Genomic DNA, 20,363 nt, shown 5'->3' with positions numbered 1-20,363 from the left:
TTCAGCCGGCCTCTGCAGAACCGTCGCTGACGCTGTCGTTCGCCTGCGGAGCCTGGCGGGCGACGCGGGGGTCGTTGGCCGGACGGGGCAGGGGACGCGGGTTGTGCTCGATCGCTGCAGGCTGGGCAGTGTCCAGCGGATGCAGCAGACCGATATCCCGGCGCTCAGTGACAATTTCCAGGTCGCGCAGCGGCTGCGGGTTTTCGCGCGGATCATTGCTAGCACGGCCACGCGGAGTCGCGGCGGCTGCCGGCTTCTCAGTGGTGACCTGGGCAGCAGTGGGTGTTACTTCAGCTGCAGCTTCTGCCGGCTTTTCCGCGGGCGCTTCTTCGGCTGGTGCTTCAGCAGTCACTTCCACTTCTGCTTCAGCTTCGGCTTCGGTAGCAGGAGCCTCCGGTACAGGGGCTTCTTCCGCCTTGGCCTGTTCGGCTTGCACGGACGGCTTTTCAGCGACCGCTTCTGCCGGCGCCTCGGCTTTTTCTGCCGGAACTTCGACCGCTTCCTCAGCAGCAGCGGCTTGGGCTTCGGTGACGGCGACCGTAGAGGCCTCGATGGGCGCTTCTTCGGTCGGAGTCGGTGCCTGCTTCTCCACGGCTTCTACTTCGGCCGGGGCCTCGGTTTCAGCTTTGACTGCCGGTTTCGGAGTCTCGGCCTTGGCTTCCGGAGCTTCAGGGGCCGGCGTTTCCTTGCGCTTCTCTTCGGCGCTGGGCTCGCCCGCGCTACCTGTACCCTCGGTTGCCTTTACTGCGGCTTCACGAGGTTCGGTCGGCTTGCGGCGCTTAGCGGCTTTTGCTTCGCTTTCCGCCTCGTCGATGGCCTCATTGACTTCGCGTTCCAGCTCTTCCTGGTTCTGGGCAACGGCGGCTGCAGCTGCGTTGTCACCGCGGCGGCCGCGGCGACGGGGCTGCGGGCGACCGCGAACATTGCTCGGCCGGCGTGCGGGACGTTGCTGGTCCTGCTGCTCGGTCTCTTCAACTTGCTGTTCTACGGCTTCCGCTTGTACTTCCGTTTCGCTGGTAGTGGCCTGCTGGCCCTCTTCGCGACGGCGGCGACCCTCGCCACCACGGCGGCGGCGGCGACGGCGTTGCTGGCCTTCGCCACGTGTACCTTCGCCACTGGCCTGTACTTCTTCACGCTTGTCTTCGCGCTTTTCCTCACGCCTGGTGTCGCGTTTGGCTTCGCGCTGGTCCTTGCGTTCCTCCCGTTTGGTTTCGCGCTTCTCCTCATCGCGACGCTCGTCTTTACGGCGCGCGGGACGGTTGCCACCACGGCCACCGCGATTTCCACGCTGCTGGCCGCGGGAACGCTGCTTCTGGTAGTTCTTGCCGCGGCCCTTGGACTTCTTGTGCTTCTTGGTTGCGTCTTCATCGCTCTCGAACAGGGAGGCGATGGCGCTGATCAGGCGACTGAAGAGACCAGGCTGCGGCTTTTCGACCGGGGTCGGCGCCGGTGCGGTGTGGGCGATTTGCTGTACCGCAGGCTGGGCCGGCGGACGTGTCGGCTCCTCTTCAGTGGCGCTGGTGTCCTCGATAGTGCCGGAAATCTTGTAAGAGGTTTCCAGGGTGGCGGAATCATCGTCGCGCAGGCGCAGTACTTCGAAGTGCGGTGTTTCCAGGTCGGCGTTCGGAACCACAACCACACGGGTGTTGTTGCGGGACTCGATGTTGGAGATGGCTTTGCGCTTTTCGTTGAGCAGGTAGGTCGCGACGTTCACCGGTGTGATCGCGCGGATCTCTGCACTGCGTTCCTTCTTCGCTTCCTCTTCCACCAGGCGCAGGATGGACAGCGCCAGGGATTTGGTGCCGCGAATAGTGCCCTGGCCGCTACAGCGGGGGCAGACGCGGAAGGTGGTTTCGCCGAGAGACGGACGCAGGCGCTGGCGGGACATCTCCAGCAGGCCGAAGCGGGAAATGCGACCGATCTGTACACGCGCGCGGTCCATGCCGAGGGCTTTCTCCATGCGCTTTTCAACTTCGCGCTGGTTGCCCTTGTTCTGCATATCGATGAAGTCGATCACGACCAGGCCGCCCATGTCGCGCAGGCGCAGCTGCCGGGCGATCTCGTCGGCGGCTTCGAGGTTGATATTGCGCGCAGTCTCCTCAATGTCACCACCTTTGGTGGCACGGGAGGAGTTGATGTCGATCGAAATCAGGGCTTCGGTCACGTCGATGACGATAGAGCCGCCGGAAGGCAGTTTCACTTCGCGCTCAAACGCGGTCTCGATCTGGCTTTCAATCTGGTAACGGTTGAAGAGCGGGATGGCGTCTTCGTAGTACTTCACCTTGTTGGCGTAGTGGGGCATGACCTGGCGGGCAAACTCCGCGGCCAGCTGGTAGGCGCCCTTGTCGTCGACGATCACCTCGCCGATATCGTCGCGCATATAGTCGCGAATGGCGCGGATGATGACGTTACTCTCCTGGAACAGGAAGTGCGGGGCCTTGGAGGTGTCTGCCTCGGTCTTGATGGCATCCCAGAGTTGCAGCAGGTAATTGAGATCCCACTGCAGTTCTTCGCCGCTGCGGCCAACGCCGGCGGTGCGCACGATGATGCCCATGCCGGAAGGTACTTCCACGTTGGAGAGGGCATCGCGCAGATCGGAGCGCTCGTCGCCTTCGATGCGACGGGAGATGCCGCCAGCGCGCGGGTTGTTCGGCATCAGCACCAGGTAGCGTCCGGCGAGGCTGATGAAGGTGGTCAGCGCCGCGCCTTTGTTGCCACGCTCTTCCTTGTCCACCTGGACGATGACTTCCATGCCCTCTTTGACCACATCTTTGATCTTGATGCGACCATCGATATCTTTGGGCTGCTTGATGAAGTACTCGCGGGAGATTTCTTTCAGGGGCAGGAAGCCGTGGCGTTCTTCACCGTAATCGACAAATGCGGCTTCGAGGGAGGGCTCAACGCGGGTAATTTTACCCTTGTAGATGTTCGCCTTTTTCTGCTGGCGGGTGCGGTTTTCGATGTCCAGGTCGTACAGCCACTGGCCGTCGACCAGGGCTACGCGCAACTCTTCCGGTTGAGTTGCGTTGATCAGCATTCTCTTCATGCGTGTCTTATATCCTTGCGTTGCGCTAGGGAGAGACACTGAAGTACGCAGGCTTGTTGTCTGGTGCCGCGCGGAAATGGCCGCGGGGCAGGCAGGGACGGGCGGGGAAGTGCTCCCGGAAGCCGTCTTTCGGCCCTTCGGAGCGGGTTTCTACCCGGTTGTCACACTGCTTTAACTCCGGATACGTGCAATGGGCACAGTATCCGTTGGTACCATTAGCACCATTTGGTAGTACTACCCGGCTCCGGCTTCGCGGATACCACGTTCGGGCCAGGCGCCATCCGCCATACATCGAGTCGGCGGGTAGCGAGGTTTACGTCTTTCGTTCGGCTCTGTTGTGATCGGCTTGTGGCCGATCCCCCCTGGGGTCTCTATGTTTTTCTGCCGGGTTGCTGAAACTTAGCCATCCGGTATGCCAGTTCGGTCGCTGGCGTTCTCTACAGAGCGGGACGTAAGTGTATGAGTCTTCCTTTCAAGCGCTGCGGGCTTCAGCCCGTCTTACCTTCGCGATAAATACCCGCATTAGGGCGGGACAGTTGTAGCCGGCGAGGCGCCCCGGGATTCTCTGTCGGGGCAGACCTTGTCGGCGAAGTTTTTTCAATGACGCGGCCCATCTAATTACAGAGGCGCGCACTGGCCGGTTGGCGGTATTTTCTCTGAAACCGAGGCTGTCACTCCCCTCAGGGAAGTCGCTCACGGCCGAAAACCAGCCCAACTCAGGCCGGCCGAATATAGCATGCCGGACAGGGCGCTTCAATTACAAAGGCCCGGGCGCTATTATGCGCCCCATGCGAAGTACATCCCCCCCCGAATCGGCGTCAGACGCCGCCCCCACTGACCGTTGGAGCCCTGCTGGTGGTGTCCAGTTGCTCACGGTTCCGGACGAACTGGCCGGTCAGCGTATCGACAACTTCCTGCAGTCGCGCCTTAAGGGGGTGCCGCGCTCGCGTATCTATCGCATCCTCCGCAAGGGTGAAGTGCGCGTCAATAAAGGTAGGGTGAAAGCGGAATACAAGTTGCAGGCGGGCGACGTGGTGCGGGTGCCGCCCATTCGCGCTGCAGAACAGGCTCCGGCCGCGGTTGCCGGTGATCAGCTGCGCCAACTGGTAGAAGAATCCATACTTTATGATGACAAGGGGCTGCTGGTCATTAACAAGCCGGCCGGCCTCGCGGTACACGGCGGCAGCGGTGTGCGGCTCGGACTGATTGAGACGTTGCGCCAAATGTATCCGGAAAGCCCATTTATTGAGTTGGTGCACCGGCTCGACCGGGATACCAGTGGCGCCATTATGGTGGCGCGCAAGCGGAAAGTGCTGCAGCACATCCAGGCCGAGCTCCGTGCCGGCCGGATCGGTAAGTCCTACCTTGCCCTTGCTGCGGGCAAGTGGCCGCGGGGTCGCCGGGTGGTGGAGGCTCCGCTGAAAAAGAACACATTGAAGAGCGGTGAGCGGATGGTATCGGTCAATCCGGAGGGGAAACCCTCGGAGACCCGCTTTCAGGTACTCGAGCGGTTCAAGGGGGCGACCCTGGTCGCGGCCGAACCGGTCACGGGCCGCACGCACCAGATTCGGGTCCATGCCCAATTTGTCGGCTGTCCGCTCGCGGGAGATGCCAAGTACACTGATGACGCGGTTAATCGGGAGTTTCGTGAATTTGGCCTCAAGCGCCTGTTCCTGCACTCGCAGCTGGTGCGCTGTACGCTGCCCGATGGTGAAAAGGTTGAAGTAAAGGCGCCGCTCTCGGCGGAACTGGAATCCGTTTTGCAGTCGCTGCGCGATCAGTAACAGAGAGATGTGGCTATGTTGGTAATCCTCGACTGGGACGGCACTGTGTGTAACTCCGAGGACCGCATTGTGTCCTGTATGTTGCGCGCTGCGGAGCGGGTAGGGCTGCCGGTGCTCGCGCCCGAGGTGGTCGGCAATATTATTGGTCTCGGCCTGCCGGAGGCGATCGCGTCCCTGTTTCCTGAGACTGCCAGTGACCAGCGCCAGCAGCTGCGGGATCTGTATTCCGAGGAGTGGCTGGCGGCGCGAGCCGAGCCGCTGCCGTTGTTCGATGGCGTCCTGGCGACGCTTGACCAGCTGTTGGGAGGTGGTCATCAGCTTGCGGTGGCGACCGGCAAAAGTCGCCAGGGCCTCAACCGCGAGTTTGAAGAGCACGGTATGGCTGATCTTTTCGTGGCCAGCCGCTGCGCTGATGAGACCGCTTCCAAGCCGCATCCGCTGATGTTGCATCAGTTGCTGGAGGAGACCGGGTGCGGGCTCGAGAAAGCAGTGATGGTCGGAGATACGGTCTACGACCTGGAGATGGCCGCCGCGGCGGGCATGGCATCAATCGGTGTCAGCTACGGCGCGCACCATCCCGAGCGTCTTGCGGCGCTCAATCCACATGCAATCATTGATCACTTCTCAGAATTGTTGCGCTGGCCGCCGCTCGTAGCTTGAGGTGTGGTGGTTAGTGGGTCGAGCCCAAAAGCGCGCAGCAAGTCTACCAATCGAATTAATGGGAGTCCGATGAGGGAATTGAAGTCATTCCCTTCCATTTTTTCGAACAGTGCTATACCAAGACCCTCTACTTTAAACGAACCGGCACAATCAAACGGCTTTTCCTGCTCAAGGTAGTAATTGATCTGCGCTTCACTCAGTTGGCGGAAGTGCACGGTGAATCGTTCGATTTCGGTGCGCTGTTTGCCGGACGCAGAATCGAGGACGCTGAGTCCCGTATAGAAATTTACCTGTCGGCCGGAGCACGCTTGTAGTTGGGTTGCTGCGCGAGTGTGGTTGCCCGGTTTGCCGAGCGCCTGGCCGTCGCACTCGGCCACCTGGTCGGATCCAATGATCAGTGCATCCGGAAAAGTCCCGGCCAGTGCTTGCGCCTTTTCCCTGGCGAGTCGTCCGGCCAGGGCGCTGGGTTGTTCGCCCAGGAATGCTTCTTCATTTATATGGGGGGAAGCGCACTCGAAGGGGATCTGCAGCTGCTCGAGGAGGTCTCTCCGGTAGGGTGAGCTGGAGGCTAGAATCAAAGGGCGAGCCATATCTGAGGTTCCGCTGAAAAAGGTTGTCTAAATTCGACCTGCGGCGCCGATCTTGCGGCGGTTGAATTGTTTTGACAAGGGTAGGGCTTGTCCATAGAATTGCGCGCTTATGTCGATACCCCCACTTCCCAAGCGCATCGATGCACGCAAGCTGGTGCAGCGCGAACAGCAGCTGATCGGTACGATTCCGTCGGATCAGCTTGAACGGTTGGCCGCTGCTGTGGAATCGATCGAAGGGGAGGTGCGCGCCGAGCTCGATTTCGGGCGGGATCTGCAGGGGCATCGCGTGGTCAATGGCAAGCTGCATTGTTCAGTGCAGCTGCTGTGCCAGCGGTGCTTGCAGGAAATGCCCGATGAGGTCGAGGCGGAGTTTCACTGGGGAGTGGTCTGGTCCGAGGAACAGGGTAATGCTTTGCCCAAGGATCTGGACCCGATCATACAGGACGGGGATGACCTCAACCTGTATGAGGCGCTGGAAGATGAGATTTTGCTCAATCTGCCAATGGTGGCCTACCACGAGCAGGAGTGTGTCGCCCGCGACCGCTTCCACTCTGAGGGCGGTGACGAAGAGGCCGGTGAGCAGCGAGAAAACCCCTTTAAAGTGCTGGAACAGTTGAAGGGTTCATCGAACAAGTCCTAGACCTGTCGATGAGTTTGGGCTCGCCGGTAGGCGCCCCGGTTCCAGTGTAATTTGTTGATTTAGGAGCAAGCCATGGCTGTTCAAAAAAGCAAAAAGACCCGTTCCCGTCGCGGCATGCGTCGTTCTCACGACGCCCTGGGCGCTGGCGCGGCTCTGTCCGTAGATCCGACTACCGGTGAAAAGCACCGTCGTCACCACGTGACCGAAGACGGTTTCTACCGCGGTCGCAAGGTGATCGAAGTCGGCGGCTCTGAAGAAGAGTAAACTTTGTCCAGCCAATTGCGATTGGCCGTGGATGCGATGGGCGGGGACTTAGGTCCCCGCTCTGTCGTTCCGGCCTGTATCAGATTCCTCCAGAAATTCCCCCAGTCGGAACTGAAGCTTTTCGGTCCGCACTCCCAACTCCAACCCCTTATTGATGCTGAAGGGCATCCCGAACTGGCCGCCCGTCTGGAAGTCATTTCCTGTGAGCAGGTCGTGACCCAGGCCTGCAACCCCATTCAGGCTGTTCGCCACAAGCGCGACTCGTCCATGGCGCAAGCCCTGCAGGCTGTGGCCAGGGGGGAGTCTCAGGCGATGGTCACTTCCGGCAATACCGGTGCTCTGCTGGCGCTGAGTCGGAACCTGCTCGGTAATATAGAGGGGGTTCGGCGACCGGCACTGGGCAAGTCCCTGCCGACGGAGTCCGGTTCCTGCTTCCTGCTCGATCTGGGTGCTAATATCGACTGCAGTGCCGAAGATCTCCTGCAGTTCGCGCATATGGGTGTAGAGGCGCAGCGCGTCCACACCGGCAATCGCGACCTCAAGGTGGCGCTGCTCAATATCGGTGCCGAGCCGCACAAGGGCACTGAAGAGATACGTCGAGCGGCCGAACTGTTCGAGGCCGACCCCAATATCAACTACGCTGGTTTTGTAGAGGGGCACGACATCTTTACCGGTGTCGTGGATGTCGTTGTCTGTGATGGGCTTATGGGCAACGTGGCAATGAAGTCCGCCGAGGGCGTCATTAGACTAATGGGTCAAAAGGCGTTCACGATTGAGAAAAAGGGCTCGTTCAAGCGTTTTTTTGGCCAGTTAGCCATAAAGCTGTTGCGAAAATGGCGTACACAGGTGGAACCCGCTCGCTATAATGGCGCCAGTTTTTTAGGGGTCAGAGGCAATGTGATCAAGAGTCACGGCGGTGCCAGCAGTGAGGCATTCTACCGGGCCATGATCACCGCCAAAGAGTGTGCCGAGGCCGATCTGGCCAGCCGGCTGGCGCAAGCCAAAAGCCGGTCCTGAGTGCAGGCGGTCTGACGGCAACCCCCGCTTACGACAACCAGGTTTAAGGATGTTCCATGACCAATGCAAGGCTCGCATTCGTCTTCCCCGGCCAAGGCTCCCAGCAGATTGGAATGCTGGCGGACGCCGCGGCTGAATTCCCCGAAGTACATGCCACCTTTGCCGAGGCTTCCGACGTGCTCGGCTACGATCTCTGGGATCTGTGCCAGAAAGGTGAGCAGGCAGATATCAATCTTACCGAGCGGACCCAGCCCCTGCTGCTGACTGCCAGCGTGGCGCTGTATCGCGTTTGGTGCGCGCGCGGCGGTGTGCATCCGGCTCTGATGGCCGGCCACAGCCTGGGAGAGTGGTCCGCACTGGTCTGCTCTGGCAGCCTCGGTTTTGCCGACGGCGTACGCCTGGTTCGCGAGCGTGGTCGCCTGATGCAGGAAGCCGTACCGGCGGGTGAGGGCGCCATGGCCGCGGTTATCGGTCTTGATGATGCGGCAGTGGAAAAGGCCTGCGCCGACTCCGCCCAGGGCGAAGTTGTGGCGGCGGTCAATTACAACTCTCCGGGCCAGGTAGTCATCGCCGGTAGCAAGGCGGCGGTCGAGCGCGCCATTGAAGCCTGTAAGGCTGCGGGTGCGAAGCGCGCCATGCCGCTTCCAGTCAGTGCGCCGTTCCATACCGAGCTGATGCGCCCCGCGGCGGAAAAGCTGGCACCGCAGATCGAAGCCACAACCTTTCACGTGCCGGAAATAGCTGTTATTCACAATGTTCACGCCAAGCCGGAAGCCGACCCGGAAGCGATCAAGCAGCTGATGGTCGAGCAGATTTACAGCCCGGTGCGCTGGACTGCCTGCGTTCAGGCGATGGCCGCAAGCGGTATTGCCGAGCTGGTGGAGTGCGGTCCGGGCAAAGTGCTGTCCGGACTGGCCAAGCGAATCGATCGCGGGCTGAGCAGCCACAATATCGAATCACCGGCGCAGCTCAACGAGGCGCTGGTGGCGACGGCAGAATGATTCTCGCCCGGACCTGAGGTCGGGGGAACTACCAGGAGTAACAATGACACTAACAAACAACCTGCAGGGTAAAGTGGCGCTGGTGACCGGTGCCAGCCGCGGAATCGGCGCCGCTATTGCCGATACGCTGGGTGCGCTGGGCGCCACTGTGATCGGCACTGCTACCAGTGATGCCGGTGCGGAAAAGATCAGTGCGCGCTTTGCCGAGAAGGGCGTTACCGGTGCCGGCAAGGTGCTGGATGTGACCAGCGCCGAGAGCCTCGCCGGGCTGCTCGAGTCAGTAAAAAGCGAATTTGGCGCGCCCACCATCCTGATCAACAATGCCGGCATCACCAAGGACAACCTGCTGATGCGCATGAAGGACGATGAGTGGGATTCGGTCATCGACACCAACCTGTCTGCGGTTTACCGTATGACCAAAGCCTGCCTGAGAGACATGACAAAGGCCCGCTGGGGGCGCATTGTCAATATCAGTTCCGTGGTCGGCAGCATGGGTAACGCGGGCCAGAGCAATTACGCGGCAACCAAGGCCGGTGTTGCTGGATTTGGTCGTTCGCTAGCGGCAGAAGTGGGTTCCCGCGGTATCACCGTTAATACGGTGGCACCAGGTTTTATCGATACCGATATGACCAAGGTGCTGCCGGAAGCTCAGCGCGAAGCACTGTTGAGCAAGATTCCACTGGGTCGACTGGGACAGCCGGAAGAGATCGCTTCCGTTGTCGCATTTTTGGCCAGTGATGCCGGTGGTTATGTCACTGGCGAGACCATTCATGTGAATGGTGGCATGTATATGTCTTGATGATTTTTGTGAGAAAATCGTCGTAACCTACTGATTGTTAAAGTTTTTGTAATCTAGCTGATGGTCGTGAAAGGCTGCGCATTACATCCCGAAAAAGTTGGGGTACAATGCCGCCTCGCATTAACCAGAAGCTGTGTGAGCCGGTCGTTATTTGCGCGTATCACAGAGGCGGAATAACAATAACGACTACAACAGATTTTTATCCACTAGGAGTTAAATTGAATCATGAGCAGCATTGAAGAGCGCGTTAAAAAGATCGTTGCTGAACAACTGGGCGTGAAGGAAGAAGACGTAAAGCCTGAAGCCTCATTTGTTGAAGATCTGGGCGCTGACTCCCTTGACACAGTTGAGTTGGTCATGGCTCTCGAAGAGGAATTCGAAACCGAAATTCCCGATGAAGAAGCCGAAAAAATTACAACTGTTCAGCTGGCCATTGATTACATCAAGGAAAACCTTGGTTAATCTCCGCTGGGTAGTTTAAGCGTCGGGTAGCCTTCTGCACCCGAGGCTGAGTGTATTGCGAGAGCCGTTCTATGTTGCATAGTACGGCTCTCCTTTTATTCGCACTGGAGAAATGTGACCGCAAAATTGTGCTTCGTCGACAAACAGTTGGCGGAAAACGCAGCGGTGGATGAATGATTTTCGGGGGAACACGAGTGTCGCGTAGAAGAGTAGTCGTAACCGGAGTGGGTATGGTTGGCCCGCTGGGCAATACCCTGGACGAAAACTGGTCCGGCGTTCTCGCCGGTAAAAGCGGTGCTGCGCCAATCGAGTCTTTTGACGTTTCGGCTTTTTCCACTCGCTTTGCCGCCACAGTAAAGAATTTTGATCCGACACCCTATATGCCGGAAAAAGAAGCACGCAAAATGGACGTGTTTCTGCAGTACGGCATGGTGGCGGGCATTCAGGCCGTCGAAGACAGTGGCCTGGAAGTTAGCGAAACCGATGCGCCCCGTGTAGGTGCTTGTATCGGTTCCGGTATGGGCGGGATTGCGGCGATTGAAAACAACGCCATGCTGATTGCCGAAAAGGGTCCGCGTCGCGTGTCTCCCTTTTTTGTGCCCGGTGCGATCATCAATATGGTCGCCGGCAACCTGTCGATTAAATACGGCATGAAAGGTCCGAACCTTTCGACCACAACCGCCTGTACGACCGGTACACACGCCATTGGTCTCGGTCTGCGTACGATTCAATACGGCGATGCCGACGTGATGGTCTGCGGCGGCGCCGAGATGGTCACTACCCCGGTCGGATTGGGCGGCTTCTGTGCAGCCCGTGCGCTGTCGACCCGGAACGACGATCCGCAAGCGGCAAGCCGCCCCTGGGATCGCGATCGCGACGGCTTCGTGCTGGGTGAGGGCGCCGGCGTGCTGGTACTCGAGGAGTACGAGCGGGCGGTCGCACGCGGTGCCAAGATCTACGCCGAGCTGACTGGGTTCGGTATGAGTGGCGATGCCTTCCATATGACTTCGCCGCCGGAAAATGGCGCCGGGGCGGCGCTGTCTATGCAGAACGCGCTTCGCGATGCCGAACTCAATGCTGGCGACGTGCAATATATCAATGCCCACGGTACTTCGACGCCGCTAGGTGACAAGGCGGAAATCGCCGCTGTGCATTCAGTATTCGGCAGCGCCGCCGATAAGATTGCCGTCAGTTCCACCAAATCCATGACGGGCCACCTTCTCGGTGCCGCCGGCGCAATCGAAGCCATCTTTTCGGTACTCGCGCTGCGTGATCAGGTCGCGCCGCCCACCATCAACCTGGACAACCCGGATGAGGCCTGCAAGGGCGTCAACCTGGTACCGATGGAAGCCCAGGCAATGTCGATTGATGCCGTGCTCTCAAACTCCTTCGGTTTTGGCGGTACCAACGGATCCCTGATCTTCAGGCGGGCCTGATCCGGTGCGTCCGCCGGTAGAGGCGGGCGCATATTGATTCCGGAGAAGCCATGTCTAGCCTTGCGCAATATTTCACCGAAAGCGGCACCGCAGATTCCCTGCCAGCAGACAGTGCCTTTGCCGGCGGTCTGCTCGAAACCATGCGCGGCCATCACGGCCAGCTGCCCCTTTGGTCGCTCCACCGCGAACGATTGCAGCGAAGCGGTCAACTAAACCGTCAGACGCTCGATTCTATCGAGGTTACTGTCCGGTCACTTGTGGCGAGTAGCCCCTGGCGCGACGCCAAGTTGCGATTGCGGGTAGGCGAGCGGGACGGCCGCCAGCACTGGGACTTCACCCTTTCCCCCCTCGACCCGACCCCGGAACTGCTCGGCGGCGCGCGGCTGTTTCCCTGCTCAACGCGATTGTCCGTCGGCGAAACTGCCAACCCGGGCTGCAAATTACTGCAGCGCACGGGATATAATCGCGCCAAAGAGGAATTGCCGACGGCGGAGGGCTTCGACGGCTTGCTCCGAGACACCCAGGGGCGGGTGATCGAGAGTCTGCGCTGTAACCTCCTGCTCTGGATCGGTGGCCACTGGTGGACGCCAGATCTGCGCCGCTGCGGTGTGCGCGGTGTGATGCGCGACTGGCTCTCTGCGAAAGTGCACCTGCACGAAGCCGATATCGATTTGGCCACGCTCTGCACAGCAGACGAAGTGGCTCTGTGTAATAGCGTACGCGGCGTGATGCCTGTACGAGAACTCTTCGGTCACCGCCACTGGGCGCCGGGCCCGGAAACGCGGCGATTGCAGCAGCTGATAGCGGAAGAATTGTGGTGAAAAAGAAACAAGCAAAAACCAAGAAGCCTGTCTGGCGCTACCTGCTGGGCCTGGCTTGTGTACTGCTGATAGCTCTGGCTGCGTTCCTGTGGACGGCACAGGAGGCCCTCGTACGGCCGCTGGCCGTGAGCGAGGATGGGTTGCGGTTCGAGGTTGCCGAAGGCAGCAACCTGTCGCGGGCCCTTCGGGAGCTGGAGCAGCAGGGGGTGATCAAATGGCCCCGACTGGTACTCGCCTACGCCTACTGGCAGGGGAAAACCGGGATCCACGCTGGCGAATACCTGCTGCCCGACGGCAGTAATGCCATGGACCTGGTGTCGCGCCTGAATCGAGGGGATGTCACCCGTTATCGGCTCACGTTGGTTGAGGGTTGGACGTTTCGTCAGGCTCTGGAACATGTGCGTTCCGGGCGGAATATCGTCCAGTCAGAGGCTGGCGCCGAACCGAAGACTGCCGCCAGCGCACTGGGTTTCGACGGCGAAAGTCCCGAGGGATGGATCTTTCCGGACACCTACATCTATCGCTCCGGTACCAGTGACATTGACCTGCTGAAGCAGGCGCACCAGCGCATGGTGAAAGTACTGGATGAAGAGTGGCGCAATCGCGCTGAAGACCTTCCTTACAGTTCCCCGTACGAAGCCCTGACTATGGCGTCACTGGTGGAGAAGGAGACGGGGCAAGCATCGGAACGCGGTGCCATCGCCGGCGTATTTGTCCGTCGCCTGAACAAGGGGATGCGACTGCAGACGGACCCCACGGTGATCTATGGGCTGGGGGATGAATTCGATGGAAACCTGACCCGCGCCCACCTCCGGCAGGCGACCCCTTATAACACCTATGTAAATAAAGGGTTGCCGCCGACACCGATCGCGCTGCCGGGTCGGGGGGCGATTCACGCGGCTCTTCACCCGGAAGAAGGAGACAGCCTGTATTTCGTCGGCAAGGGCGACGGCTCCCACCATTTTTCCGCGACGCTGCCCGAGCACAACCGTGCAGTGCGCGAATTCCAGTTGAAGCGGCGCGCGGATTACCGCTCTAGCCCGACAGCCAATGGAGACAAGTGATTTGCAGCGCGGAAAATTTATTACCCTCGAGGGCGGGGAGGGCGTGGGCAAGTCGACCAACCTGCGATTTGTCACCGATTGGTTGCGCGCTCGCGAGATCCAGTTTATCCAGACCCGCGAGCCCGGTGGCACACCGCTGGCCGAAGAACTGCGCAACATGCTGCTGAGCCATCGGGAGGAGGCGGTGGATCCTACCGCGGAACTGCTGATGGTGTTTGCCGCCCGCGCACAGCATCTCGCACAGGTCATCGAGCCGGCGCTGGCGCGCGGCGAGTGGGTGGTCTGCGACCGTTTTACCGATGCGACTTACGCCTACCAGGGTGGCGGGCGGCAGCTCGACCGGTCACTGATCGCGCAGCTGGAACAGACAGTGCAGGGTGACCTGCGCCCGGATCGGGTGCTGTTGCTGGATCTGGATCCGGAAATTGGCTTGCAGCGCGCTGCGGCCACTGGTGCGGCCGACCGCTTCGAGAGTGAACAACTGGCATTTTTCCAACGGGTGCGCGCTGCCTACCGCGAGCGCGCTGAGGCGGCGCCGGCGCGCTATGCCGTAATTGATGCGAGCCAGCCGCTGAATGAGGTGCAACTGCAGCTGCAGTCAGAGCTGGAGCGGCTGTGCGAACGTAGCGGCCGGATCCCGCAGAGCAACAATTGAGGTCCAGCCACTTGAAGGAAGCTCCTGAGAATTCACCCGTCCCGTCGCCGCTGCCCTGGCAGAAGACGCAGTGGCAGCGCCTGGGAGCGCAGTGGCGCGCGGGTCGCTGTCCCCATGCCCTGTTGATTAGCGGTCAGTCCGGACTCGGCAAGCGCCGCTTCGCTGAAGCGTTTGCCGCACTGGCGTTGTGCGACCAGCCGCGGGACGGACTCGCATGCGGTAGTTGCCGCGGCTGCCGGCTCTGGCAGGCGGGATCTCACCCGGATTTTCTGCGGGTGGAGCCGGAAAAGCCCGGCGGGCCACTGAAAGTCGAGCAAATACGCCAGCTCGGTAGTTTTGTCGGCCGCACCAGTGGCCGCGAAGGCGCCCGGGTGGTCTGGCTCGCGCCGGCGGAAGCGATGAATGTTAACGCCGCCAACGCGCTATTGAAGAATCTCGAAGAGCCGTCCTCCTCGGTCATTTTCCTGTTGGTTACCGATTCTCCCTCCGGTCTGCTGCCGACCATCCGCAGCCGGTGCCAGTCTGTCGCCTTTCCACCACCACTGGAGGAGGCGGCTTTGCGTTGGTTGCAGGAAAGCGGACTCGACGGCACCGATGCGCGGCGGGCGCTGTCGCTGGCCGGCGGCGCCCCTTTGCTGGCGCTGGCTCTCTCTGAACCGGAGTCGAGTGAAACCCGCGAACAGTTTATGGCGGACCTTACGGCGCTCTCGCAAGGCGCGGGCAGTGCCGTGACACTGGCGGGGCGCTGGGAGTCTCCCCCCGAGGGCGTTGAACTGGCACAGTTACTGCAATTCTGGCAGCAATGGCTCACGCAGATGATGCGCGCCCGCAGTTGTGACCTCACGTTCGACCAACAGATCATGGGGTTGCTGCAGCGCTTACCCGGGAATGAAGAAGCTGCGTTACGCCCACTGTTCAGTTTTTATGATCATCTACTGCAGGCCAGGCAGGCGCTGACTGGCGGGGCCAACCCGAACAAACGCCTGCTCCTGGAAGAGTTGATGATCCGCTGGGCAAAACTGTACGCATAGCGAGCACTGCTCGCTGTACAGTTTTGCGACCGGCCAGGGTTGGCCGGGCCGGGCTGAAATCCAGGGAGGGCTGCTAGCGATGGGCTCTCTACGCGGCCATGCTCGCTGTACAACTTCGCGACCGGCCAAGGGCCGAAGGCGCCGTGAATGCGTGGAGCGGCTGGATTGGCCGGGCCGGGCTGAAATCCAGGGAGGGCTGCTAGCGATGGGTTCTCTACGCGGCCATGCTCGCTGTACAGTTTTCCGACCGGCCATCGGTACCTGTTCAACTGGCAATCAGTCTCCGCCGCTGCGGATGGTTACCGGTTAACTGCTCGGGCACAGGCATTGCCGGGGAGTTCTGGACACAAACGATACGCTCAGATAAGTTACGGTCAAATTAGAACAACGAGGTCTGGCTATGAAAGCCATGGGTGGTGGTGCCCGCAACGGCATCCTTTCGCTGAAGATTCAGGATAAGTCCGTGCTGTATGCGGCCTATATGCCGTTTTTGAAAAATGGTGGTCTGTTTATCAGCACCGACAAGTCCTATAACCTCGGGGATGAGGTCTTCCTGCTGTTAAATCTTATGGACGAAGCGGAGAAGGTTCCGGTAGCGGGCAAAGTTGTCTGGATTACCCCGAGTGGAGCCCAGGGCAACCGGACCCCGGGTATTGGGGTGCAGTTCGGCGACAAGGACAATATCGCCCAGAGCAAGATCGAAACCTATCTGGCCGGCACACTGGAATCCAGCCGCCCAACCCACACGCTGTAGATGTATTACCTTTCTTATGCTCGTAGATAGCCATTGCCACCTCGACCGCCTCAAACTGGATAAATTCGACGGTGACCTGGACGCGGTCCTCGATCTGGCCCGCAGTCGCGGTGTCGGCAAGTTTCTGTGCGTGGGCATCAGCCTCGAGAACGTCGATGACGTGGTGGCGCTCGCCGACCGCTATGACGATGTTGTGTGCTCAGTCGGCGTGCATCCGCTTGACGTCGATTCCGGGCTGGCCGATGTGGAGAAACTGCTGGAACTGGCCCGCAAACCGCATGTAGTTGCGCTCGGTGAAACCGGCCTCGATTACTACTACAGCACCGAAACCCAGGCCGTGCAGCAGCAGAGTTTTATCGCCCACCTGCAGGCGGCCGGCAGGGCAGGGCTGCCCGTAATCGTGCATACCCGCGATGCCCGTGAGGACACGATTGAATTAATTCGTGAGCATGGCGACCGCGAGCGTGGAGGTGTACTGCACTGCTTTACCGAAAGCTGGGAGATGGCCCGGGCGGCCCTCGACCTGAATTACTATATTTCGCTTTCCGGTATTGTGACGTTCAAGAATGCGGAAGAGCTGCGGGATGTCGCTCGCAAAGTGCCGCTGGATCGATTGCTCGTAGAAACCGATTCTCCTTATCTGGCTCCGGTTCCCTATCGGGGTAAACCCAATATTCCGGCCTATGTGCGCGAAGTGGCGGAGTTTATCGCCGACTTGCGCGGAATGCCCTACGAGCAACTGGCCGAAATCACCACAGAAAATTTCTACCGTTTGTTTGATCGGGCCGCCTGAGCCCGGACACTGGATTGATTACCCCATGATGCAACAACAATTGCAGACCATGCTGGCTCTGCAGGACAAGATAAACACCCTGGTCAACGAGAACTGGCGTGCGCAGAAATTTCCCTGGTACCGCGCCATCTGGGTAGAGAGCGCCGAGCTGCTCGACCATTACGGCTGGAAGTGGTGGAAAAAGCAGCAGCCGGAACTGGACCAGGTCAAACTGGAGCTGGTGGATATCTGGCACTTTGGGCTCAGCCTGGAGCTGCAACAGGGTTCGCCGGAAACCGTAGCCATGCACATGCAGAAAGAGCTGGAGGCAGCGCAGCGCTCGCCCGGAGATTTCCGTTCGAATCTGGAAGCCTTCACGCTGAACACGCTGGCAAGCAAGCAGTTCGACCTGGTTGGATTTGCTCAATTACTGGCCGATGTCGAAATGACATTTGATGAGCTCTATCAGCGTTACGTGGGAAAAAACGTCCTCAACCGTTTCCGGCAGGATCACGGCTACAAGGACGGAACCTATGTGAAAACCTGGCAGGGCAGGGAAGACAACGAGCATTTGGCCGAAATCTGTGCCCGACTGGATACCGCCGCGACCGATTACAGCGAGCAGCTTTACCGAGCTCTCGCCGGTCGATATACCGAGTCAACTGCGACTTTGGTATAGGCCGCCGCCCGCCGAGGTGAAATTTGCCCGCAAATCTCTATAATGCGGGCCGCTTACAAACGAGGGAGAACTATCGTGAAAGCACCTGTTCGTGTTGCTGTTACCGGCGCCGCCGGTCAAATCAGCTATTCGCTGCTGTTCCGTATCGCCTCCGGCGAAATGCTGGGTAAAGATCAACCGGTTATCCTGCAGCTGCTGGAAATCACCCCGGCGCTGGAAGCGCTGAAAGGTGTCGCCATGGAGCTGGAAGACTGTGCCTTCCCGCTGCTCGCCAGCATCGTCCAGTCTGACGACGCTACCGTCGCATTCAAGGACGCCGAGTACGCTCTGCTGGTCGGCGCTCGTCCGCGCGGCCCGGGTATGGAGCGCAAGGACCTGCTGGAAGCCAACGCTGCCATCTTCTCCGCTCAGGGCAAGGCGCTGAACGATGTAGCCTCGCGCAATGTGAAAGTGCTGGTAGTGGGTAACCCGGCCAACACCAACGCGCTGATCGCCCAGCGCAATGCGCCGGACCTGGATCCGCGCAACTTCACCGCAATGACCCGTCTTGACCACAACCGCGCCCTGTCGCAGCTGGCCAACAAGACCGATTCCAGCGTGAACGACATCACCCACATGACCATCTGGGGCAACCACTCTTCCACTCAGTACCCTGACCTGCATCAGGTCAAGGTGGCCGGTGCCAACGCAATGGATAAAGTGGAGCAGGACTGGTACGAGAACGATTTCATCCCGACCGTACAGCAGCGCGGCGCCGCCATTATCAAGGCCCGCGGTGCGTCTTCCGCGGCTTCTGCAGCCAATGCCGCCATCGACCATATGCGCGATTGGGCACTGGGTACTGCTGAGGGCGACTGGACCAGCATGGGTGTCTTCAGTGACGGCTCTTACGGTATTCAGGAAGGCCTGATCTACTCTTTCCCCTGCACCTGCAAAAACGGTGACTGGGAAATTGTCCAGGGCGTCGACATCAATGACTTCTCCCGCGAGAAAATGACTGCGACTGAGCAGGAACTGGCGGAAGAGCGCGATGCCGTAGCACACCTGCTGCCGTAAAATCTCTGGCCACAAGCCGGCCCGGAGATTGGAAAAACCCGCACTTTGCTGCGGGTTTTTTTGTGTGTAAATTCAGGCCTTGAATGCCAGCGCTGCCCCGGCATGGCCGCTAACAGCAGGGAAGAAAGGTTCCTTCGGCAGTAGAGGGGCAAAGCGAACAAACAGGGAAGGGAACCCTTTCGTGGACGATTTATTCAAACCGCCGGAAAGCAATCTCGAGATCGACCGCGAGCAGCGTGTCCTTGAGAAACTTGCCCGCGAGGAGAGCTATCTCATCAGCCTGATTGCCGCGGCTGTTGCCACCGTGGTGGGCATTCTGTTTCTGGCGGATTTCGCCAACCGGGTACCACTGCTGGTCTTTCTACTACCGGCTTTATTCGCGGGCTTCGCGACCAAGTTCCTGGGTAGGCCTGTCGGGCTCGGATGCCGTTTCGCTGCGAGCCTGGCTTGCGGATCAATCCTGTTTTTCGCGCTCAGTCATGAAGGTGCCAATGCCATGAGTCTGTCTGTGGCCTTTCTGGGCATCCTGGTCTGCCTGGCAGTGTCCCGCAGGTCGCTCTCCCTCGAACAGGAGCGGGCCCTTTACCGCAGGCGACACAATATCGAGATCCGCTGATCGCCCTTTAAAATCAGGGGCTTATGGCCTGAATACTGGGACGGGGAGGGCGGTGCTACACTGAATTTCATGCAGTACCCGGACTCGTTACTATGGTCACTGAAGTCGGTCGCACCTCCCAGCGCAGCGCGTGTATCCTGCTGCAGCCTAACCAGTCTCTTTCATTTTCGGGAAACCTGTGGGTATTCGTGTCCCTCGTTGCTGTTTCCCTCGGCATCAGCCTCGCATTCGCGCTGGCTGGGGCCTGGATGATACTGCCTTTCGCCGGACTCGAGCTGCTGTTGCTCGCCGTACTCTTCGGTTACGTCTACATGGAAAGCACACGCCGCGAAGTCATTCGAATCAATGGCGAACGGGTGGTGCTGGACTGCTGTAAGGGGCACCGGCAGCAGAGTGTCTATCACCAGGAGTTCTCTCGCGGTAGCCTCGCGGTACTGGTACGCATGGGCAGTAGTGCAACAGAGCCGGCTTCTGTTAGCTTCGCAGGTCCGGAAGGTTGCCTGGAGGTGGGGGACTTCCTCACCGATGCAGAGCGTGCGAATCTCATTCGCAAACTCAATGAATGCGGCATCTGCGCACGCAAAGAAAAAGGCTACCAGCTACAGGAGTTTTGAAGGGGCCGAAAAGGCCCCCGCCAGCGGCCCCGCTTTTCGCTATAATCCCCGCCACTTTTCCGCACAGTACTACAGGGGGTTTCTATGACTTTTCCCAAGATCGGCAACCTGGCGCCGGCTTTCACACTCCGCAATCAGGATGGAGAAAAGGTGTCGCTGAAAGACTTCCGTGACCAAAGCAATGTGGTGCTCTATTTCTATCCCAAGGCCCTGACTCCGGGATGCACCACCCAGGCTTGCGGAATTCGCGACAGTGCCAAGGAATTTGCCAAGCGGGATACCGTGGTACTTGGGGTGAGTCCGGATCCGGAAGCCAAATTGCAGAAGTTTATTGAAAAGCACGAACTCAATTTTGACCTGCTTGCCGACGACGACCACAAGATTGCCGATAAGTACGGCTGCTGGGGACTGAAGAAATTTATGGGCCGGGAGTTTATGGGGCTACTGCGGACCACTTTCATCATCGACAAGAGTGGCCGACTTCGCCATATCATCGACAAGGTCAAAACGAAGACCCATCACGACGACGTACTCGAGTGGATTGACGACAATCTGTAATTGTCCGCCCGCGACTGCCTTCCACGGGAGTGGCGCCATACTGG

General features: G+C 59.6%; 22 protein-coding genes. 20 read left to right on the top strand and 2 right to left on the bottom strand.

Annotation, left to right across the window (positions count from 1 at the left end; translation table 11 throughout):
- Position 1 precedes the first annotated feature (1 nt).
- Complete coding sequence (rne, locus tag IG168_RS10690; RefSeq protein WP_193164372.1) at positions 2-3,046, bottom strand: ribonuclease E; 3,045 nt, start codon at positions 3,044-3,046, stop codon at positions 2-4.
- A gap of 866 nt (positions 3,047-3,912) precedes the next feature.
- Here rne and rluC point away from each other — a divergent pair.
- Positions 3,913-4,830 (top strand): 23S rRNA pseudouridine(955/2504/2580) synthase RluC, encoded by a 918-nt coding sequence (rluC, locus tag IG168_RS10685; protein WP_264300109.1) that lies wholly within the window; start codon positions 3,913-3,915, stop codon positions 4,828-4,830.
- A gap of 15 nt (positions 4,831-4,845) precedes the next feature.
- Complete coding sequence (locus tag IG168_RS10680) at positions 4,846-5,490, top strand: HAD-IA family hydrolase (protein WP_193164370.1); 645 nt, start codon at positions 4,846-4,848, stop codon at positions 5,488-5,490.
- Here IG168_RS10680 and IG168_RS10675 read toward each other — a convergent pair.
- On the bottom strand, positions 5,448-6,080 hold the full coding sequence (locus tag IG168_RS10675) for a Maf family protein (RefSeq protein WP_193164369.1): 633 nt from the start codon (positions 6,078-6,080) through the stop codon (positions 5,448-5,450). The genes IG168_RS10680 and IG168_RS10675 overlap by 43 nt on opposite strands.
- Positions 6,081-6,189: 109 nt before the next feature.
- On the opposite strand from IG168_RS10675, the gene IG168_RS10670 reads away from it, so the two are divergent.
- The 18 genes from IG168_RS10670 to bcp all read left to right on the top strand — a co-directional run bounded on the left by IG168_RS10670 (position 6,190) and on the right by bcp (position 20,319).
- Positions 6,190-6,720 (top strand): YceD family protein, encoded by a 531-nt coding sequence (locus tag IG168_RS10670; protein WP_193164368.1) that lies wholly within the window; start codon positions 6,190-6,192, stop codon positions 6,718-6,720.
- 72 nt (positions 6,721-6,792) lie between these two features.
- Positions 6,793-6,984: a 50S ribosomal protein L32 gene (rpmF, locus tag IG168_RS10665; protein WP_193164367.1), complete on the top strand. Its 192-nt coding sequence runs from the start codon at positions 6,793-6,795 to the stop codon at positions 6,982-6,984.
- A 3-nt stretch (positions 6,985-6,987) separates the two neighbouring features.
- Complete coding sequence (plsX, locus tag IG168_RS10660) at positions 6,988-8,001, top strand: phosphate acyltransferase PlsX (RefSeq protein WP_193164366.1); 1,014 nt, start codon at positions 6,988-6,990, stop codon at positions 7,999-8,001.
- A gap of 56 nt (positions 8,002-8,057) precedes the next feature.
- On the top strand, positions 8,058-9,002 hold the full coding sequence (gene fabD, locus IG168_RS10655; protein WP_193164365.1) for an ACP S-malonyltransferase: 945 nt from the start codon (positions 8,058-8,060) through the stop codon (positions 9,000-9,002).
- A 43-nt stretch (positions 9,003-9,045) separates the two neighbouring features.
- A complete protein-coding gene (gene fabG / locus IG168_RS10650; protein ID WP_193164364.1) occupies positions 9,046-9,801 on the top strand; it encodes a 3-oxoacyl-ACP reductase FabG in 756 nt (251 codons plus the stop codon).
- A 225-nt stretch (positions 9,802-10,026) separates the two neighbouring features.
- Complete coding sequence (gene acpP, locus IG168_RS10645) at positions 10,027-10,263, top strand: acyl carrier protein (protein ID WP_067080870.1); 237 nt, start codon at positions 10,027-10,029, stop codon at positions 10,261-10,263.
- 194 nt (positions 10,264-10,457) lie between these two features.
- The gene (gene fabF, locus IG168_RS10640) at positions 10,458-11,699 is read left to right on the top strand and encodes a beta-ketoacyl-ACP synthase II (protein ID WP_319024690.1); all 1,242 of its coding nucleotides are present in this window, start codon (positions 10,458-10,460) and stop codon (positions 11,697-11,699) included.
- Positions 11,700-11,749: 50 nt separating this feature from the next.
- Positions 11,750-12,520: an aminotransferase class IV gene (locus tag IG168_RS10635; RefSeq protein WP_193164362.1), complete on the top strand. Its 771-nt coding sequence runs from the start codon at positions 11,750-11,752 to the stop codon at positions 12,518-12,520.
- Positions 12,517-13,584: an endolytic transglycosylase MltG gene (gene mltG, locus IG168_RS10630; protein WP_193164361.1), complete on the top strand. Its 1,068-nt coding sequence runs from the start codon at positions 12,517-12,519 to the stop codon at positions 13,582-13,584. Before IG168_RS10635 ends, mltG begins: the two co-directional genes overlap by 4 nt.
- Complete coding sequence (gene tmk, locus IG168_RS10625) at positions 13,571-14,239, top strand: dTMP kinase (protein WP_193164360.1); 669 nt, start codon at positions 13,571-13,573, stop codon at positions 14,237-14,239. Before mltG ends, tmk begins: the two co-directional genes overlap by 14 nt.
- 11 nt (positions 14,240-14,250) lie before the next feature.
- A complete protein-coding gene (locus IG168_RS10620) occupies positions 14,251-15,270 on the top strand; it encodes a DNA polymerase III subunit delta' (RefSeq protein WP_193164359.1) in 1,020 nt (339 codons plus the stop codon).
- 400 nt (positions 15,271-15,670) lie between these two features.
- Positions 15,671-16,024 carry a PilZ domain-containing protein gene (locus IG168_RS10615; protein ID WP_193164358.1) on the top strand — a complete coding sequence of 118 codons (354 nt, stop codon included), beginning with the start codon at positions 15,671-15,673 and terminating at the stop codon, positions 16,022-16,024.
- A 16-nt stretch (positions 16,025-16,040) separates the two neighbouring features.
- Positions 16,041-16,817: a TatD family hydrolase gene (locus IG168_RS10610; protein ID WP_193164357.1), complete on the top strand. Its 777-nt coding sequence runs from the start codon at positions 16,041-16,043 to the stop codon at positions 16,815-16,817.
- Between the two features lie 28 nt (positions 16,818-16,845).
- On the top strand, positions 16,846-17,475 hold the full coding sequence (locus tag IG168_RS10605; protein ID WP_193164413.1) for a dUTP diphosphatase: 630 nt from the start codon (positions 16,846-16,848) through the stop codon (positions 17,473-17,475).
- Between the two features lie 75 nt (positions 17,476-17,550).
- The gene (locus IG168_RS10600) at positions 17,551-18,531 is read left to right on the top strand and encodes a malate dehydrogenase (RefSeq protein ID WP_193164356.1); all 981 of its coding nucleotides are present in this window, start codon (positions 17,551-17,553) and stop codon (positions 18,529-18,531) included.
- A gap of 181 nt (positions 18,532-18,712) precedes the next feature.
- Positions 18,713-19,147 carry a hypothetical protein gene (locus IG168_RS10595; RefSeq protein ID WP_193164355.1) on the top strand — a complete coding sequence of 145 codons (435 nt, stop codon included), beginning with the start codon at positions 18,713-18,715 and terminating at the stop codon, positions 19,145-19,147.
- 92 nt (positions 19,148-19,239) lie between these two features.
- On the top strand, positions 19,240-19,761 hold the full coding sequence (locus IG168_RS10590) for a DUF2244 domain-containing protein (protein WP_193164354.1): 522 nt from the start codon (positions 19,240-19,242) through the stop codon (positions 19,759-19,761).
- An 84-nt stretch (positions 19,762-19,845) separates the two neighbouring features.
- On the top strand, positions 19,846-20,319 hold the full coding sequence (bcp, locus tag IG168_RS10585) for a thioredoxin-dependent thiol peroxidase (protein WP_193164353.1): 474 nt from the start codon (positions 19,846-19,848) through the stop codon (positions 20,317-20,319).
- Positions 20,320-20,363: the final 44 nt, after the last annotated feature.

It is taken from the genome of Microbulbifer hainanensis, assembly GCF_014904735.1.
GTDB lineage: Bacteria > Pseudomonadota > Gammaproteobacteria > Pseudomonadales > Cellvibrionaceae > Microbulbifer > Microbulbifer hainanensis.
This window is presented reverse-complemented; position numbering and strand designations above follow the sequence as displayed.

Coding starts and splice junctions, on each gene's coding strand:
- IG168_RS10590 (WP_193164354.1), top strand. CDS start 19,240: ATGGTCACTGAAGTCGGTCGCACCTCCCAGCGCAGCGCGTGTATCCTG.
- IG168_RS10605 (WP_193164413.1), top strand. CDS start 16,846: ATGCAACAACAATTGCAGACCATGCTGGCTCTGCAGGACAAGATAAAC.
- bcp (WP_193164353.1), top strand. CDS start 19,846: ATGACTTTTCCCAAGATCGGCAACCTGGCGCCGGCTTTCACACTCCGC.
- fabG (WP_193164364.1), top strand. CDS start 9,046: ATGACACTAACAAACAACCTGCAGGGTAAAGTGGCGCTGGTGACCGGT.
- IG168_RS10675 (WP_193164369.1), bottom strand. CDS start 6,080: ATGGCTCGCCCTTTGATTCTAGCCTCCAGCTCACCCTACCGGAGAGAC.
- IG168_RS10680 (WP_193164370.1), top strand. CDS start 4,846: ATGTTGGTAATCCTCGACTGGGACGGCACTGTGTGTAACTCCGAGGAC.
- fabD (WP_193164365.1), top strand. CDS start 8,058: ATGACCAATGCAAGGCTCGCATTCGTCTTCCCCGGCCAAGGCTCCCAG.
- IG168_RS10635 (WP_193164362.1), top strand. CDS start 11,750: ATGTCTAGCCTTGCGCAATATTTCACCGAAAGCGGCACCGCAGATTCC.
- tmk (WP_193164360.1), top strand. CDS start 13,571: ATGGAGACAAGTGATTTGCAGCGCGGAAAATTTATTACCCTCGAGGGC.
- rne (WP_193164372.1), bottom strand. CDS start 3,046: ATGAAGAGAATGCTGATCAACGCAACTCAACCGGAAGAGTTGCGCGTA.
- IG168_RS10615 (WP_193164358.1), top strand. CDS start 15,671: ATGAAAGCCATGGGTGGTGGTGCCCGCAACGGCATCCTTTCGCTGAAG.
- IG168_RS10670 (WP_193164368.1), top strand. CDS start 6,190: ATGTCGATACCCCCACTTCCCAAGCGCATCGATGCACGCAAGCTGGTG.
- IG168_RS10610 (WP_193164357.1), top strand. CDS start 16,041: ATGCTCGTAGATAGCCATTGCCACCTCGACCGCCTCAAACTGGATAAA.
- rpmF (WP_193164367.1), top strand. CDS start 6,793: ATGGCTGTTCAAAAAAGCAAAAAGACCCGTTCCCGTCGCGGCATGCGT.
- acpP (WP_067080870.1), top strand. CDS start 10,027: ATGAGCAGCATTGAAGAGCGCGTTAAAAAGATCGTTGCTGAACAACTG.